Origin of the sequence: Duganella zoogloeoides (genome assembly GCF_034479515.1) — a bacterium.
Lineage (GTDB): Bacteria > Pseudomonadota > Gammaproteobacteria > Burkholderiales > Burkholderiaceae_D > Rugamonas > Rugamonas zoogloeoides.
In genome coordinates, this window is record NZ_CP140152.1 from 339448 (window position 1) to 357026 (window position 17579).

At 63.9% G+C, this 17579-nt stretch carries 15 protein-coding genes and 1 tRNA gene; 10 read left to right on the forward strand and 6 right to left on the reverse strand.

Annotated features, from left to right (window positions below):
- The first annotated feature begins 47 nt into the window (after positions 1–47).
- The 5 genes from SR858_RS01550 (at position 48) to SR858_RS01570 (ending at position 7647) form a co-directional block, all read left to right on the forward strand.
- Positions 48–536, forward strand: a complete 489-nt coding sequence (locus SR858_RS01550; protein ID WP_019923851.1) for a sigma-70 family RNA polymerase sigma factor — start codon at positions 48–50, stop codon at positions 534–536.
- Positions 518–1513, forward strand: a complete 996-nt coding sequence (locus SR858_RS01555) for a FecR domain-containing protein (RefSeq protein ID WP_084670117.1) — start codon at positions 518–520, stop codon at positions 1511–1513. Before SR858_RS01550 ends, SR858_RS01555 begins: the two co-directional genes overlap by 19 nt.
- Before the next feature lie 95 nt (positions 1514–1608).
- Complete coding sequence (locus SR858_RS01560; protein WP_084670119.1) at positions 1609–4464, forward strand: TonB-dependent receptor; 2856 nt, start codon at positions 1609–1611, stop codon at positions 4462–4464.
- Complete coding sequence (locus SR858_RS01565) at positions 4454–7336, forward strand: M16 family metallopeptidase (RefSeq protein ID WP_019923854.1); 2883 nt, start codon at positions 4454–4456, stop codon at positions 7334–7336. The genes SR858_RS01560 and SR858_RS01565 overlap by 11 nt, the downstream gene beginning before the upstream one ends.
- A 101-nt stretch (positions 7337–7437) precedes the next feature.
- The gene (locus tag SR858_RS01570; RefSeq protein WP_026637635.1) at positions 7438–7647 is read left to right on the forward strand and encodes a hypervirulence associated TUDOR domain-containing protein; all 210 of its coding nucleotides are present in this window, start codon (positions 7438–7440) and stop codon (positions 7645–7647) included.
- Positions 7648–7655: 8 nt separating this feature from the next.
- Here SR858_RS01570 and SR858_RS01575 read toward each other — a convergent pair whose 3' ends face one another.
- From SR858_RS01575 to SR858_RS01600, 6 genes are all read right to left on the reverse strand, one after another.
- On the reverse strand, positions 7656–8612 hold the full coding sequence (locus tag SR858_RS01575) for an alpha/beta fold hydrolase (RefSeq protein WP_322534297.1): 957 nt from the start codon (positions 8610–8612) through the stop codon (positions 7656–7658).
- A gap of 102 nt (positions 8613–8714) precedes the next feature.
- The gene (locus tag SR858_RS01580) at positions 8715–8882 is read right to left on the reverse strand and encodes a DUF2256 domain-containing protein (RefSeq protein ID WP_084670121.1); all 168 of its coding nucleotides are present in this window, start codon (positions 8880–8882) and stop codon (positions 8715–8717) included.
- 12 nt (positions 8883–8894) lie between these two features.
- Positions 8895–10322, reverse strand: coding sequence for a sugar porter family MFS transporter (locus tag SR858_RS01585; protein WP_019923857.1), 1428 nt, complete (start codon positions 10320–10322; stop codon positions 8895–8897).
- A gap of 104 nt (positions 10323–10426) precedes the next feature.
- The gene (locus tag SR858_RS01590) at positions 10427–11197 is read right to left on the reverse strand and encodes a ParA family protein (RefSeq protein WP_019923858.1); all 771 of its coding nucleotides are present in this window, start codon (positions 11195–11197) and stop codon (positions 10427–10429) included.
- 93 nt (positions 11198–11290) lie between these two features.
- Positions 11291–11989 (reverse strand): SDR family NAD(P)-dependent oxidoreductase, encoded by a 699-nt coding sequence (locus SR858_RS01595; protein WP_040378095.1) that lies wholly within the window; start codon positions 11987–11989, stop codon positions 11291–11293.
- A gap of 97 nt (positions 11990–12086) precedes the next feature.
- Positions 12087–12162, reverse strand: a tRNA-Phe gene (locus SR858_RS01600).
- Positions 12163–12239: 77 nt separating this feature from the next.
- On the opposite strand from SR858_RS01600, the gene SR858_RS01605 reads away from it, so the two are divergent.
- Genes SR858_RS01605 through SR858_RS01625 form a run of 5 tightly spaced genes read left to right on the forward strand, consistent with a single transcriptional unit; the run spans position 12240 to position 17571 of the window.
- Complete coding sequence (locus SR858_RS01605) at positions 12240–13469, forward strand: FAD-dependent monooxygenase (RefSeq protein WP_019923860.1); 1230 nt, start codon at positions 12240–12242, stop codon at positions 13467–13469.
- A gap of 26 nt (positions 13470–13495) precedes the next feature.
- Complete coding sequence (locus SR858_RS01610) at positions 13496–14245, forward strand: DsbC family protein (RefSeq protein WP_026637636.1); 750 nt, start codon at positions 13496–13498, stop codon at positions 14243–14245.
- Between the two features lie 48 nt (positions 14246–14293).
- Entirely contained in the window at positions 14294–14752 is a 459-nt protein-coding gene (locus SR858_RS01615; protein ID WP_019923862.1) for a (2Fe-2S)-binding protein, read from the forward strand.
- Between the two features lie 9 nt (positions 14753–14761).
- A complete protein-coding gene (locus SR858_RS01620) occupies positions 14762–16996 on the forward strand; it encodes a xanthine dehydrogenase family protein molybdopterin-binding subunit (protein WP_019923863.1) in 2235 nt (744 codons plus the stop codon).
- An 8-nt stretch (positions 16997–17004) separates the two neighbouring features.
- The gene (locus SR858_RS01625) at positions 17005–17571 is read left to right on the forward strand and encodes a nucleotidyltransferase family protein (RefSeq protein WP_019923864.1); all 567 of its coding nucleotides are present in this window, start codon (positions 17005–17007) and stop codon (positions 17569–17571) included.
- The last annotated feature ends 8 nt before the right edge of the window (positions 17572–17579 follow it).

The following is a 17579-nucleotide window of genomic DNA, read 5'->3' on the forward strand; positions in this document are numbered from 1 at the left end:
TTTAAATGATAATAGTTCTCATTTAATTCTGGATGGCAGGGCCGATAGTGGATGTCAGTGTAGAAAGTCTGTATCGCGAGCACCGGCCGTGGCTGACTGGCTGGCTGCGTGCGCGCCTTGGACACTGCTCCGACCGCGCTGCCGACTTTGCGCAGGATACTTTCGTGCGCATCCTGCAATCGGGCGCCTGCGTGGCCGACGTGACGCAGCCGCGTTCGTACCTGGCTACCATCGCGCGTGGCCTGATGATCGATCATTTCCGCCGCCACGACATCGAGCAGGCCTACCTGGCCGAGCTGGCGCTGGTACCGTCCGCGCTGCAACCATCGCTCGAGGAGCGCGCCATCCTGCTTGAAACCCTGCTCACCATCGACCGCCTGCTGGCCGACCTGGGCCCCAAGGTGCGCCAGGCCTTCCTGCTGGCGCAGGTGGAGGGACTGGACCAGGCCACGATTGCCGCGCAACTCGGGGTGTCGGTGAGCAGCGTCAAAAAATATATGCAGCAGGCGGTGGTGCAATGCCTGAAGTGCCTGTGATGACGTCAGCGCCGTCCACCGCCGCCGCCGACTTGCCGCTGGAAGCGGCGGCCGACTGGTTCCTGCTGCTGGCCGAGGATGACTCGTCCGAGAACCGCCGGCGCTGGCAGCGCTGGCACGACGCCGATCCGTCCAATCGCTGGGCGTGGGAAAAAGTGGAAAAGCTGCAAAGCCTGCTGGCGGCGGCGCCGCGCCAGGCGCCGCACGTATTCCACCAGACCGACCGCAAGCAGGCCGAACGCCAGAGCCACGGCACCCGGCGCCAGGTCCTCGCCATGCTGGGCGTGATCGCCACCGGCGCCATCGGCTACCGGCTGGCGTCCAGCTGGCAAAGCGCGCCGGATGTGCCGCACATCGAATGGATCGTCGCCGCCAAAGGCGAGCGGCGTGAAGTGGCCTTGCCTGACGGCGGCCGCTTGTGGCTCGCGTCCGGCACCCGGGTGGGAATCGCCTACGATGCCAATCACCGCGACCTGTACCTGACCGCCGGCGTGCTGCAACTGACCAGCGGGCGCGATCCGCAGGGCCGCACGCTGCGCATCCTGGCGCGCGACGGCGTGATCCGGCCGCTGGGCACGCGCCTGACCGTGAGCCTGTTCGACACCCACACCGTGCTGGCAGTACAGCAAAGCGCGGCCGACGCGCAACCGCTGTCCGGCTCGCGGGTGCGGGTGGAAGCGGGGCAGCGCGTGCTGTTTTCCAAAACCGCCAGCGCCCGCCCGGAAACCGCGCTGTTCCCGGAAGACGCCTGGACCCGGGGCCTGCTCACCGCGCTCAATATGCCGCTGACCGAATTTGCCGAGCGCTTCGCGCTGTACTCGGGCCAGCGCATCGAAGTGGCGCCGGCGCTGGCGGTGCGACGCGTCTCCGGTACCTTCCGCATCGACGCCGCCGAGCGCTCGCTGCACACCCTGGCCGACGGCCTCGGGCTGCGCCTGGACCAGGCCGGCGACGGCTGGCGCCTGCGGCCGAGATGAGCTCACCGTACCGTCGCAAAAATATTTTGCAAAAACACGGTACTTTTTGACTGGTGATCCGGCCTACAGGGAAGTCGATCACTTTTCCATCAAAAATGAACCTTGTCCTCCAGAGTGCCGTCACAGGCCGAGCGCGCAATCGTCAACTGCGTATCCGCCCCTTGCTGGCCGCCTTGCTCAGCGCCGGCATCCTGCTGCCGGCCACCGTGGCGATGGCTGCCGATGGCGATGCGGGGCGCAGCCAGCCCGCCAAAACCTACGCCATCGCTTCCGCGCCGCTGGCCGATGTGCTCAACCGCTACGCCGCCGAAGCGGGCGTGGTGCTGGTGTTCGACGCCGGCCAGCTCGGTGGCGCCCAGTCGAAAGGCTTGCAGGGCAAGTACGATGTGCAGGGCGGCTTTCAGGCGCTGTTGGCCGGTACCAAATACGATGCGGTGATGAACAAGTCGGGCGGCTTCGTGCTGCGCGAACGCCCGGCCGCTGCCGCTGCGCGCGGCGACAAGACGGCAGGCGCCGAACCCGAATCGACGCTGCAGCCGATCCACGTGCAGGCGTCCTCGCTGGGGACGGTGGAACGGCTCGACCGCGAAATGATCAGCAATGCCGCCGCCGTCAACGGCGACATGACCAGCATGTTGCGCATTAATCCGAATGTGCAGTTCGACGACGCGCTGCTGTCATCGGCGACCGGCGGCGAGATTGCGCCGGCCGAGATCAGCATCCACGGCGCCAAGGCCTACCAGAACGAAATCCTGCTCGATGGCGTATCGATTTCCAATGATATCGACCCGGGCAACAAGATCACTACCACCAGTCCCGACCTGATACCGGGTTCGGCGCAATCGCTGGCAGTCGATGCCAGCATCCTGTGCGATATCGAGGTGCTCGATTCGAACGTCTCGGCCGAATATGGCCGCTTCGTCGGCGGTGTGATCAAGTCGCGCGTGTGTGCGGCACGCAAACAATTCGGCGGCAAGGTCGCCATCGGCTATACCTCGTCGAGCTGGAGCAAGCTGCTGATCGATCCGGCGCGCGAACAGGAATTCGAAGAGTCGTCGAACGCCGACCTGCAACCGCGTTTCAAAAAATGGACCTATAAAACCACGGCGGAAGCCCGGTTCGGCGATGCCTGGGGGGTGTTGGTGAGCGGTGTGCGCCGCACTTCCGAAATTCCGCTCAACCGCTTCACCACCAGCAACGAAGGCACCACCGTCAGCCGCGAAGTGACGCAAAAGCGCGAGCAGGATACGCTGGTGGTCAAGGCCGACTACACGCCCGCGACCGGTATTCACAAGGGTGAAATGACGCTCGCTTATGCGCCGTCGAACAACAGCTATTTCATCGAAAACTACCGCGACAGCGACTACACCATCAAATCGGGCGGCCTCAATCTGAGCGGACGGATCGAATCGCGCTACGACCTGGCGACTGTGACCAACCAGCTGTCCTGGTCGCGTAACAAGCAATCGCGCCGGGGCGAAGCGGACACCTATATGAACTGGCGCTGGTCGGCCGACAAGAACTGGGGCGATCCGACCCTCGGCGTCAACCCGATGAGCGGCGAGGGCGCACAAGGCGATGTGGACCAGGAAATCAAGACCGCCGAATACAAGCTGCGCGCCGCCTTCACGCCTTTCAACACCGGACCGGTCAGGCACCGCGTGGCCAGCGGCCTGGAGCTGCGCAACCAGGAAGGCACGTATGCGCGCCTGAAAACCCAGTATAACTATTCCACCGTCTCGAGCCTGCCGGCCACCGGCATCATGGCGCGCTGCCTGGGCACCGATGGCATCACGGATACCGTGGCGTGCTCCGCCGCGCCCAGCCGGCAAGGCGTGGGACAGTACTTCCGCACCGAGATTGTCTATAACGTCGGCGCCATCGACGTCAAAGCCCATTCGTCTTCCGCCTATCTCGAAGACGAAGCCACGTGGGGCGATTTTTCGCTGCGGGCCGGCATGCGCGGCGACCGTGATTCGCTGATCGGCAAGACCAATATTGCACCGCGCGTCAAACTGGGCTGGCAGGCCAGCGACGTGCTGGCGCTGGACCTGGGCGCCAACCGTTATTATGGCCGTAACCTGTTTGCTTTTGCCATGCAGGAAAAGGTTAATGCGCTCAAGACCCAGCGCACCCGCAGTTCCTCGTCGCTGGTCTGGGGCGCTCCGACCACCACCAAACCGTCGAACCGCCTCGAGGACATGGACTCGCCCTACGACGATGAACTGACCGCCGGCCTGACCTACGAGTCGGACCTGCTGGCCGGGCCGCTGAGCGTGCGCTATACCCACCGCGACGGCAACGACCAGATCGTGCGGGTGTCGAGAACCAACCAGTCCGACTGCGCCAACAACAGCTGCTTCATCTTCACCAACAACGGCCAGAGCACCACCAGGGATATCACGGTCAGCTGGTCGAACGCGCGCGCATTCAAGATACTCAAGAGCGCCAACCGGTTCTGGGTAGCGGTCAACAAGAGCGATACCAAGGCCAACTACTCAACCTATGCGGCCAGCTACAGCACCGCCATGCTCAACGACGCACTGGTGATGTATGACGGCACCGTGATGCGCTATTCGGATATTCCCGCGGCCAACTACAACCGCCCGTGGACCGCCCGCCTGGGCGCCATGACCACCTTGCCGGCGCAGCACCTGACCATCAACAATATGCTGCGCGTGCGCGGCGGTTTCGAGCAGATCCTGCAACGCGGTTCGGCGGTGGTCGATGGCGTGAGCCTGGTCAATTTCGAGCGCACCAATATGCCGCGCTCGGTGGCGCTGGATACCGTGATCCGCTGGACGCCGCGCATCTACAAGCGGCAGGAACTCGAAGTGAAACTGACCATCGAAAATATTACCAACCACAAGAACATGATCGCGGTAAACGATACCTATGCGAGCTACGAACGCGGCCGCACCATCGCACTGGAGATCGGCTATGACTTCTAAATTCAAACTGATTGCCGTCGTCGGCCTGTGGTTCACCATGTCGGCTGCTACGGCGGCCGAAGCCTTCCGCTGGGACGAGCGCGTGCAGCGCGGCCAGCTCGATAATGGTTTTACCTATTACATCGTCGATGGCAAAACCATGGGCAGCACGGTTTCGCTGCAACTGGTGGTACGCGCCGGTTCGCTCGACGAGCGCGACGACCAGTCCGGCGTGGCGCACATGGTCGAGCACATGGTGTTCAAGGCGTCTGCCGCCCACCCCGAGGGCGTGGGCAACTACATGGAAAGCCAGGGCTGGCGCATCGGCAAGCACTACAACGCGCAAACCAATTTCGAGCGCACCTTGTACCAGCTGATGGCCGATAAAAAGCCTGACACGATCGCAGCCGGCGTGGGTGCGCTTGCGCAAATCGCCGGCGGCGCGCAAATCCCGGCCGATGCGCTCGAGCGCGAACGCCAGGTAATCCTGGAAGAGTGGCGTGGCAAGCTCGGTGTGCGCGAGCGCATGGACCGTCAGCGCCGCGCCATGCTGCGCGAAGGTTCGCTGTATCCGCAGCGGCCCACCATCGGTACCGAAGCGAGCATCCGCACGCAGCCGGCCGAATCGCTGCGCAAGTTTTACCAGGACTGGTACCGGCCCGGCAATATGGCGCTGGTGGTCGTGGGCGACGTCGATGCCAAGACCCTGCGTGCGCAAATTGCAGCCGCCTTCAATGGCTTGAAGCCGGCCGCGCTGCCCGCACGCAATGCCGCCGATCCGGTGTTGCGCGACCAGCTGCAAATCCTGCGCCTGCAGGATTCGGAAAGCGGCACCAGCCAGGTGGGCTTCGTCAACCGCTTTGCCGTGGACAAGCGCCAGGACGACGAAGGCTTGCGTGCTCGGCTGGTGGACCGCGTGGCCGAACGCAGCCTGCGCGCGCTGGTGCGCCAGGCCGCCGACAGCCTGCCGGCGGGCGTGTCGTCGCTTACCAGCAGCAAGGGCGAGCTGGGCGAAGCCACGGCGTCGCTGGGCTTTGCGTCCAGCGTTGCCGTTGGCAGCCACCAGGCGGGACTGCGCCAGATCCTCGTGATGCGCGAGCGCGTGCGCCGCGATGGCCTGCGCGAAGATGATATTCGCAGCGAGATCGCCGAGATCCGCCGCCTCAACGCCAAGGGTCCGCAGCAGCAGGCCGCGCGCGATTTCCAGGGCTGGCAGCAAATGCTGGTCGGCGCGGTGCAGGCCGAGCGCGTGCTGCAAGACCCGCAGCAAAAGCAGGCGCAGATCGGCCGCATCGCCGACGCCATCACGCCGGCGGAAGTAAACGCGCGCGTGCGCCAGTGGATCCATGCCCCCGACCGCGCCGTGTTCATGCTGGCGCCGGGTCTGAGTTCGCTCACCTTGCCGACCGCCGCAGAAGTACTGGCGATGCAGAAGGCGCTGGCTGCGGAACCGTTGCCGGCGCTGGTGAAGGTGAACAAGGAGGCGCCGGCCGCCTTGCCGGCAGTGGTGCTGCCCGAGATCGAATCGTCGGGCGCCGTGGTGCGCCAGGACGACCTGGGCGAGGGCGTGCAGCGCTGGACCCTGGACAATGGCGACTCGGTGGTGTGGCGTTACACGCCGAACGACACGGTGATGCGCTTTGCTGCCCAGTCGGGCGCCGGCTATCGCTTGCCGGGTGCGCCCGGCTGGCAATGGCAGCTGGCTGCGCAACTGGGCAACGCCGCCGACCTCGAAGGCCAGGAGCGTGGCGAGATGGCGCGCTGGAGCGCGGGCAACAAGGTGAGGCTGTCGCAACAGCAGACCGAAACCCAGCTGGCCTACACGGCGCAAGTGCCGGCGGCGCAGCTGGACGACTTGTTCCTGCTGTACGCGGCCGGCCAGGCACAGTCCGAGATATCGCAGGCCGCCCTGAGCGACGCCAGCGAACAACTGGCGCGCGTGAGCGCACGCCGCCCCGACAGCGCCGGCGACCGTGCCAGCCGCGAGATGAGCCGCCTGCGCTATGGCGAACGGCTGCCGGCCGACGCCATGCCGGACGTGGCGGCCGTGCAGGAACTCGACAGCCAGGCAGGGTTGCAGCTGGTGCGCCGCCAGTGGCGGCAACTGACGGCGCTGCCGGTCACGTATTTCGTCAGCGGTCCGGCCGATGCCGCCACCGTGAGGGCAGCGGTGGAGCGCCACCTGGCCGGCATTGCGCGCCAGGCGCCTGGCGCCGCTGCTGTCGCGCCCACGGCATCCAGCGCAGTCGGCGTCACCGGCGCCGGCACCGGTACTGCCGATGGCACCGCAACGCCTGCGTTTGCAGCCAGCGCGCTGCAGCAGGCAGCTGGCTACCGCGAAAGCCGGCTGGCGATCGGCATCGAGCCGCAGGGCAGCGTGCGCGCCCACGGCAGCCAGCCGTTGGCGTGGTCGCCGGAGCGGGCCATGCGCACGGCCATTGTTTCGCGCATCGTATATCGCCAGCTGCGCACCGAGCTGCGCGAAAAAGAGGCGGGCATCTATCGCCTGAACTACAAGCTGAGCCTGGAGCCGCAGGGCCGCCTCACCAGCGAACTGTCGTTCACCGCCGCGCCGGAACGGCTCGATGCGCTGTGGGCGTCCGCCCGGGCCGTGCTGGAAAACCTGCCGACACGGATCGACACCGCCATGCTGGACGAAGAAATCCAGCAAATGCGCAGCGACGAAGGCAAGCGCAAGACCGACGCCACGGCCCAGTTCAACCGCCTGCAACTGAGCTATGCGCGCTACGGCGACGCGCGGTACTTGAAGGAGAGCGGGCAACTGGCGGCGGGCCTCACACCCGGCAGCGTGCGCGCGCTGGCGCAGGAGTTCAGGCTGGCGGGCGACCTGGTGGTGGTGACGGTGCTGCCGAAGGACGCTGCGCCGCAATAGCGGTCATGTGTGCGGCAGGGCGCGTCCGGTTGCATGTGCGGGACGCGCCCTGCCGCCGAATCATGGTCAAATTCTCGCATTGCATCGATACGGGAGCGGCCATGAAACATACATTAAAAGTCGGCGACAAGGTGACGTGGGAATCGTCGCAGGGCACGGTGCACGGCACCATCAAGAAGAAGTTGACGGCGCCGACCGACCTCAAGGGCCACCACGTGGCCGCGTCGGCCGAGTATCCCGAGTATCTGGTCGTCAGCGACAAGACCGGCGCTGAGGCGGCGCACAAGGCCGAGGCCTTGAAAAAGGCTTGAAGATGGCGTTACGGTTGCCGGGCGCTGTTGGCGTCCAGGATGCCGATGATCATCTGCTGGAATTTCTCTGCTTCTTCCTGGTGTATTTGATGGCCGGAATTCTCGAACAGGAATAGCTGCTTGCGTGGAGCGTGGAGTTTTTCAAAATATTCGATAGCCACGCCGGTGGAAGTCTGGATATCGTTCTTGCCGACGAAGAAATAAACCGGGCACTGAACCGTTGCTAAGCTCTTGCGCAGGTCGATGCGCATCACGTCGGTCCATACCGAGGACCAGGTCTTCGACCACTCGCCGAAAAAGGCCTTGAATTCAGGATCGAACACGAATGTTTTACCCTCCTTGTAGAACAGCCATTTGCGGAGGTAGAACATATCCTGTGCAGTGTTGAAAGGAGGATTCACCTTGGCCAGTTCGTCGCTGGCGTCGGCATTGTCCTTGAGTTGGGCCTTCAGCGTTTGCAGCAGTTCATTTTCGCTGTCCATCTGGCTGACCACGGGATTGACGGCAAAGTAGGCGTGCAGCCAGTCGGGATGGTTTTTCACCATGTCGAAGCCAAGCACGTTGCCCCACGAACTGCCCAACAAGTATATTTTCTCCTGGCGCAGGGTCTTCCTGACAAACTCGACGACCTGGCGCGTGTCATCGGTCATCTGGGCCAGGGTTGGCGGATTCGGCGACGGGTTCAGTTTCAAGGTTTTTCCGGCGTCGCGCTGGTCCCACTGGACGATGGTAAACCTGGTTTTTAACACGGTGGTGTACCGGGCGGCATTATTCATCATGGAGCTGCCGGGGCCGCCAGACAAAAATAGCAACACCGGCTTGCTGGCATCGTCCGTTTTGATTTCGATCGCCTGCTTGATGCCGCCAATGTCGGGCATGAGCAGCACGTCCATTGCCGTTTCTTGCGCCAAACATACGGCGCTGGTCAGCGCCAGTAAAAACATCAACAGAGATTTTTTGAGCACGGGTAGGGCCTTGTATCGTGGGATGGACATTGATAAGCCCGCCAGGCGGGAAGATTGTCAATATACCAGCACTCGAGGCTGCGGCCTTACTGCGACTTTGGCTTAGCCATGGCCAACACCTGCGGCAGGTGCACCCGCCCGCCGACACCGCTCCGAACAATACTTCACCTGCTCCCAATCACGCTCCCACTTCTTGCGCCACGTAAAAGGCAACTGGCAATGCGCACACAGCTTGGTCGGCAGCTCGGATTTTTTGCGCATTTTCGCCATGCGATGTTCTCCTCAGTTGCTCTTGCCGAGCTCCTTCTCCAGGAAGGTTTCCAGGCCTTCCAGCGACTTTCCCTTGGTTTCCGGCAGACAGGTCGTGACAAAAATTAGCGATAGCACATTGATGCCGGCAAACACGAAGAATGTGGCACTGCCGAAGTGCGCCATGGCAATCGGGAACAGCAGCGCAACCAGGCCGTTGAATACCCACTGGCACGCCACGGCGGTGCCGGTCAGCACGCCGCGCACGTGCATCGGGAACAGCTCCGACATCAGCAGCCAGTACACGGGCGAAATGAGCATCTGCATGAACAGCAGGAAGCACAGGATGCAGGCCAGGGCGGCGTAGCTTTTGAGCAGTCCCTCGGGCATCAACAGCAGCACCGCACCGAGCGCGGCCTGGGTGGCAATCACGAAGCCCAGGCCCGTCATCAGCATCGGCCGGCGTCCGTGCTTGCCGATCAGCCAGATGCCGATGAAGGTGGCGATCAGTGCGACCACGCCGTTGCCGATGGTGGCGGTCAGCGCCGCGTTGGTGCCGAGACCAGTTGACTTCAAGATGATCGGCGTGAAGTACATGAAAGCGTTAACGCCGGTGAACTGGGCCACGAAGCCGAGGCCGATACCTATCCACAGCAGTTTGCGGATCCACGGCGTGCCCAGCACGGCCGACCAGCCGGCCTGGTCGCGGTCGATTTCGTTGAGCTTGACCATCTCGTCGAGTTCGCGCTCGATCTGCTTGTCGCTCGAGCGTATCTGTTCCAACACGGCGCGGGCGTCGTCCATGCGGTTCTTGCTGGCCAGCCAGCGCGGCGAGGCTGGCACCATCAACATGCCCAGCCCCAGCAGGACGGCCGGCACTGCCGCAATCGCCAGCATGTAGCGCCAGACGTCGGGCGAGCCGTAAAAATGCGCCAGCGCCGCGTTGAGGATGTATGCGATCAATTGCCCGCTGACGATCATCAGTTCGTTTTGGCTGACCAGCCGGGCGCGCCGGCTGGGTCCCGCCATCTCGGCAATAAACACCGGAACCGTGGACGACGCGCCGCCGACGGCCAGGCCCAGCACGAAGCGCATGGCCACCATGATCGCGACCGAAGGGGCAAACGTGGTGCCCAGCACGCCGATCAGGAACACCAGAGACAAGCCCATCAGGGTGGTACGGCGGCCATATTTATCCGACAGCGTACCGGCCATCAGCGAACCGATGGCGGCGCCAAACACCAGGGCAGACGTGACGATGCCGTCAGTGACCGGGGTGAGGCCCAGGCCGCCCTGTTCGAGCGGCGCGCTCATGAAGGGCAACGCGCCCGAGATCACGCCGGTGTCGTAACCGAACGCCAGCGCGCCCATGGTAGCGGCGATGGCTACCTTGAAGACAAAGCGGCTTTCCTTGGTGTCGGGCGGGGCCGCCTTGGCGGGCGGTTCTGAGTGGGAGGGCATGACTGAATCCTTCGCAATTTCTTAGCATCAATCTTGTGCAGATTAAATGAAATTGCTCGGGATGTAAGTTCGGTGGGAGACATATGGCACCTGCCAGCGGTCGCTCAGGAATCTGTCAGTTCGCCGTACAGCGCCAGGTATTCCTGGCTCAGCTTGTGATTGCGGTCAAGGTGGATCATCGGCAGGTTGCGCTCGTGCGATTCGCGGATGCGGACCGAACTCGACAGCTTGTTCTCGAATACCGGCAAGCCTTCTTCCGTGAGCTGCTCGACCATGCGGCGCGGCAGGCTGGCGCGCGGCTGGAACTGGTTGACGACGATGCCTTCGATGGCCAGGTCGGCGTTGTGGTCGGCCTTGATCTCCTTGATGTTGTTAATCAGGGTGTAGAGGGCCTGGCGTGAAAAATCGTCGCAATCGAACGGAATCAGGCAACTGTCCGCACCAATCAGGGCGGCCTGGCTGAAGAAATTATAGGCGGGCGGGGTGTCGATAAAAATGTCATCGTATTCCTTGCCCAGCTCGCGCAGCAAGTCGCGCAGCTTGTAGATCTTGTTGCGCGATTCGAGCTTCGACTGCAGGTCGCCCAGCTCCGGGTGCGCGACGATGATGGACAGGTTCTCGAACGGTGTCGGATGGACATAGTGGCCGGCCGGCTGGGCAAACTGGCTGAAGCTGAGCACCTGCTCGAAATAATCTTTCAAAGTCGGCGTGGCCGCGTGCGCCGCCGCGCCCAGCACGTAGCGGCTGGAATTGCATTGCGGGTCGATGTCGATCAGAAGAGTGCGCTTGCCCTGGCTGGCAGCGATCGCTGCCAGGTTTACCGCGATGGTGGATTTACCGACGCCACCTTTTTGATTGAAGATCACCCGTTTCATCGCACGCCCATGTAGTAATGGAAATGCAACCATTCTAGATGAACTGGCGTGGGTGGGCGATATAAAGATGGCCGGGTCACCCATCCCCTGGCACTACCAAGGCAATTGGTCTCCGTTGTACGACCGGAACGACCCGCTATCGGCCGGGGTGAGCGCATCGAGTACGCGCAGCATGTCGCTGGCGGCGTCGTGCGCCGGGCGGCCGATGGCGTCACCGCGAAATGGCTGCGACAGGTGCGAGTTGACCGTGCCCGGATGCAGCGCGACCAGCACGCAGTTCTTCTGGTTGCGCGCCAGTTCAATGGCAGCCGTCTTGACCATCATGTTGAGGGCCGCCTTCGAGGCGCGGTAGCTGTACCAGCCGCCGAGCCGGTTGTCGCCGATGCTGCCGACCTTGGCCGACAGCATGGCCATGACGGCCCGCTCGCTGTCCAGCAAAGGCACGAAGTGGCGCAGCAGCAGCGCCGGGCCGAACACGTTGGCCGTGAACGTGGCCTGCATTTGCGCGGTATTGAGGTCGGCGAGGCGCTTCTCCGGCATGAACGCTGGCGTGTGCAGCATGCCGGCGGCGTTGATGATCAGGTGCAAGCGCGGCCCGGCCGCGCACTGCCGCGCGGCCTCGGCGACGCTGTCCTCATAGGCAAAGTCGAGCGGCGGTAGTGAGTGGCGATGCAGTTCGCGCACCGATGCGCAGCGCGGCGAGGCGCGCAGCAGCGCGACAAAGGCGGCGCCGATGGTGCCGGAGGCGCCGATTACCAGCGCGTGAAACTGGTCGGGAAGGCTGTCCAGCATTGTGTGGTCCTTGTGCATGTCGATCGCAGAAGAATAATACGGCACGCATGCAAAAACGCCCACTGGCGAGAGCGGGCGTTCTGTTTGACACTGTTCTTGGTGGCCCGGGGCGGAATCGAACCACCGACACAAGGATTTTCAATCCTCTGCTCTACCAACTGAGCTACCAGGCCAAGGACCAGAATTATAGCAGGGTCCCGAAAAAGCGCAAGCGCCAATTTCTATTCCGCACAAACGCTATAATGGTTGGATGAATAAATCCACGTCCCCGTCCACCTCCGCCGCCACCACCGCCTCCACGGTCAGCGCCGAGATTTGTATCGTCGGCAATGGTGCGATTGCCAAGACCACGGCACTAGGGCTGGCGAATGCCGGCCTCAAGGTCATTCTGCTGGGGCCGCCAGCGCCCCCGGTGACGGCGCCCACTGAAGGCTGGGACGCCCGGGTTTATGCTCTCAACCATACTGCGCACCGCCTGCTGTCGTCGCTCAAGGTATGGGGCGCGCTCGATGCCGAGCGCGTCACCCCGGTCGATGCGATGATCGTTCATGGCGACGGTCCCCATCCCGGTGGCCTGGCGTTCGATGCCTACGGCGCCCACACTGACACCTTGGCGTGGATACTGGAAGAGCGCAATCTGAACCAGGCGCTCGACGCTGCGCTGCGCTTTGCCCAGAACGTCACCATTGTCGGTGGCCGCGCGGCGGCGCTGCTGCGTGGCGACGACCATGCCACCGTCACATTGGGCGATGGCAGCAGCGTCGAGGCGCAACTGGTGGTCGGTGCCGACGGCGCCGAGTCGTGGGTGCGCGGCCAGTGCGATATCGGCCTCGATTACCGCAGCTACGGCCAGCGCGGCGTGGTCACCAACTTCGCTTGCGAAAAACCGCACCACGGCGCGGCGCACCAGTGGTTCACCGGAGAGCAGGGCATCGTGGCGCTGCTGCCGCTGGCGGGCAACCAGGTCTCGCTGGTGTGGTCGGCGCCCGATGCGCTGGCCGATACCCTGCGCGCCGAGTCGGCGCAGCAGATCGCCGACCGCCTGGCCGTGTATGCCGCCGACAAACTCGGTGCACTGACGCCGTTGCAACCGGAACTGGTGCGCGATTTCCCGCTGCGCCTGATCCGCCCCCACACCATGACGTCGCCGCGCGTGGCGCTGGTGGGCGACGCCGCCCACGTGGTCCACCCGATGGCCGGCCATGGCATGAACCTGGGTTTTGGCGATGTCGCGCAACTGATCGAAACACTGGCCGCGCGCGAGCCGCAACGCGGCGTGGGCGACGCCCGCGTGCTGGCGCGCTACGAGCGCGCGCGCAAGGAAGACGTGCTGCTGATGCAGGTCACCACCGACGGCCTGGCGCGCCTGTTCGGCGCCGATGCCGAACCGCTGCGCGCGGTGCGCAACCTGGGCTTGAACCTGCTCGATAAAATTCCGCTGCTCAAGCGCCGGTTGATCTCGCACGCCATGGGCAAATAAGCTTAAATGAAGTTATTGGAGAAGTTATGAGAAAGAGTAAGTTGGCATTGGTGCTGATGTCGGTGTTGTTGGCGTCGTGCGGCAATGCGCAAGATGCGCAAAAAGCGCCGTCGGAAGCGCCGTCGGAAGAAGCGCTGCGCAAGATCGTCGAGCCGCGCCTGGGCGAGGGCGTCAAGGTCGATTCGATCAAGGCTACGCCGTATAGCGGCCTGTATGAAATCCGCATGGGCAGCGACATCCTGTACACGGACAAAACCGGTACCTATGTGTTCAATGGCCATATCTTCAACCTCACCACCGGCAAGGACCTCACGCGCGAGCGCATCGACGAGATGACCCGCGTGAAGTTCTCCGATCTGCCGCTGGACAAGGCGCTCAAGACCGTCAAGGGCGACGGTTCGCGCGTGATCGCGGTGTTCGAAGATCCGAACTGCGGCTATTGCAAGCAGTTCCGCAAGACCACGCTCACCGAAATCGACAACGTCACCGTCTATACCTTCCTCTATAACATCCTGCGCGAAGACTCGTTCACCAAGTCGGCCGGCGTGTGGTGCGCGCCCGACCGCAACAAGGCCTGGGATGACTGGATGTTGAACGGCAAGCAGCCACCGGCGGCGCCGGCATCGTGCGCCACCCCCAACCAGGAAATCGTCGCGCTGGGCCGCAAGATCGGCGTGACCGGCACCCCGACCATCATCTTCACCGATGGTTCGCGTCTGCCAGGTGCGGTAGACACCAAGACGCTCGAAGCGAAATTCGCGCAATTAAAAAAATAGCAGTCCGTCAGTCCAAACCAGCAGTACGTCCTCCAGGAGATTTTTTACATGATCACTTTGAATATCAACGGCAAGGACGTACAAGTCGATGCCGATCCGTCCACGCCCATCCTGTGGGCGCTGCGTGATAACCTGAATATGACCGGCACCAAGTTCGGTTGCGGCGCGGCGCTGTGCGGCGCCTGCACCGTGCACCTGGCCGGCGAGCCGGTGCGCTCGTGCGTGATGCCGATTTCGGCCGCCGTGGGCCAGAAAATCACCACGATCGAAGCGATGGAGTCCGACGCCATCGGTAAAGCGGTGCAGGAAGCGTGGGTCAAGCTCGACGTGCCGCAATGCGGCTACTGTCAGAGCGGGCAAATCATGAGCGCCACCGCGCTGCTGCGCACCAATAAAAAGCCGAGCGACGCCGATATCGACAACGCCATGAGCGGCAATATCTGCCGCTGCGGCACTTACCAACGCATCCGCGCCGCCATCAAAGACGCCGCCAGCACCATCGCTTAAGGGGGACGTATGCGTATCGAATGGATCAATAAAGACAACGTCGACGTCGCGCTGGCATCGCAGACTGCAGCCCCTGCCGGCGTGTCGCGCCGCGGCTTCATGAAGACCGGCGCTGTCGCCGGCGGTGGACTGGTGCTCGGCTTCTTCATGCCCGGCGCCGGCCGTTTCGCCAACGCCCAGCAGCCACCGGCCAAGGTGTACGAGCCGAATGCGTTCCTGCACATCGCGCCCGACAACACCGTGACGGTGCAGGTGAACCGCCTGGAATTCGGCCAGGGTGTGCAGACGTCGATGCCGATGCTGATCGCCGAGGAACTGGACGCCGACTGGTCGAAGGTCAACGGCGCGCTGGCGCCGGCGGGCGACCAATACAAGGATCCGGCGTTCGGCATCCAGATCACCGGCGGCTCGGGCAGTATCGCCCATTCGTACATCCAGTACCGCGAAATCGGCGCCAAGGCGCGCGCGATGCTGGTCGCGGCGGCCGCCGAACAATGGCAAGTGGCGCCCGCTCAAGTAAAAGCCGCCAACGGCGTGCTGACCGGCCCTGGCGGCCAGAGCGCCACCTTCGGCGCCATGGCCGATGCGGCCATGAAGCAGCCGGTGCCTGCCACCGTGGTGCTCAAGGACCCGAAAGACTTCAAGATCATCGGCAAGCCGGTCAAGCGGCTGGACGCCAAGCTCAAAGCCACCGGCAAGCAGCAGTTCGGCATGGACTTCAAGGCGCCCGACAGCAAGGTGGCGCTAGTCGCCCGTCCACCCGTGTTCGGCGCCAAGGTGGGCAAGCTGGACGCCAGCAAAGCCAAGGCGATCAAGGGCGTGCTCGCCGTGCTGGAAGTGAAAACCGACCGTGGCGGCAGCGGCGTGGTGGTGGTGGCCGACGGCTACTGGCCGGCCAAGATGGGCCGCGACGCATTGGTGATCGACTGGGACACCAGTGCGGTGCAAAAGGTCAGCAGCGAACAGCAGCTGAAAGAGTTCAAGGCGCTGGCGCAAAAGCCGGGCGCCGCCGCCCGCAAGGCGGACACCTCGAAGCTGGCCGGCGCGCCGAAGAAAATCAACGCGGTCTACGAGTTTCCGTACCTGGCGCACGCGCCGATGGAGCCGCTCAACTGCGTGGTCGATCTGCGCGCGGACGGCTGCACCGTGTGGGCCGGCACCCAGTTCCAGACCGTGGACCAGGGCGCGATTGCCGCCACCGCCGGCCTGAAGCCGGAGCAGGTGGTACTGCACACCATGATGGCCGGCGGCGGGTTCGGGCGCCGTGGCGTGCCCACGTCCGACTACCTGGTCGAAGCAGTCAACGTCGCCAAGGTGTGGCGCGCGGCCGGCAAGACCGACCCGGTCAAGGTGGTGTGGAGCCGCGAAGACGACATCAAGGGCGGTTACTACCGGCCGTCGCACGTGCACCGCGCCGACATCGGCCTCGATGCCAAGGGCAATATCGTCGCGTGGGATCACGTGATCGTGGGCCAGTCGATCGCCGCCGGCACCATGTTCGAGCCGATGATGATCAAGGACGGCGTCGATTCCACCATGGTCGAAGGCATGGGCGAGCCGTACGACGTGCCGCTGAACCTGAGCGCCCGCATCGCCAAGGCCAATGTGCCGGTGCTGTGGTGGCGCTCCGTGGGTTCCACCCATACCGCCTACGTGATGGAAACGCTGATCGACGAAGCCGCGCACGCGGCCAAGATGGACCCGGTGGCGTACCGCAAAAAAATCATGGGTGAGAAAGGCAAGCGCCACGTCGCCGCGCTGGACCTGGCCGTGGCCAAGTCGGGCTACGGCAAAAAAGCGCTGCCGAAAGGGCAGGCGTGGGGCGTGGCCGTGCACGAATCGTTCAGCACCGTGGTGGCCTACGTGGTGGTGGCGTCGGTCAAGGATGGCATGCCGAAGCTGCATAAAGTGACGGCCGGCGTGCATTGCAACACCGCCGTCAACCCGCTCACCATCGAAGCGCAGGTGCAGGGCGCGGCGCTGATGGGCCTGGGCATGACGATACCCGGCGCGGCCATCACGCTCAAGGACGGCGTGGTCGAGCAGCAGAACTTCAGCGACTACTCGGTGGCGCGCATGACCGACATGCCGGCCATCGACGTCCACATCGTGCCATCGAACGACGCGCCGACCGGCATGGGCGAACCAGGCCTGCCGCCACTGGCGCCCGCGTTTGCCAATGCGCTGTTCAAGATCACCGGCAAGCGCTTGCGCAAGCTGCCGTTCGATCTGGCATCGGCGTAAAAAGCTGTATGGCGTTGACCGGTATTTTGCTGGCGGCCGGACGGGGCAAGCGGTTCGACCCGTCCGGTGTGCAAAACAAGCTGCTGCAACTGGTCGATGGCGAACCGGTGGTGGCGCGCAGCGCGCGCCATATGCTGGCCGCGCTGCCGCGCGTGCTGGCCGTGGTGCGTCCCGGCGACGACCGCGTGGCGGCGCTGCTGGGCCGTTTGGGCTGTGAAGTACGCGTGGCCGACAACGCCGACCTGGGCATGGGCGAATCGCTGGCCACCGCCATCGAGTACACGCGTGGCGCCGAAGGCTGGCTGATCGCGCTGGGCGACATGCCGTGGGTGCAGCCTGCCACCATGCGGTCGCTGGCCGCCGCCATCGAAAGTGGCGCCAACATCGCCGCGCCGGTCCATCAAGGCCGGCGCGGCAATCCGGTCGCGTTCAGCGGTTATCATTTACCCTTGCTGCTGGCGCTGGACGGCGACCAGGGCGCGCGTGCCATCGTCAACAGCCATCCCGTGCACGAGGTGGTGGTGGACGACAGCGGCGTGGTGCGCGATATCGATATGCCTGCCGATTTGACATAGTAAACACC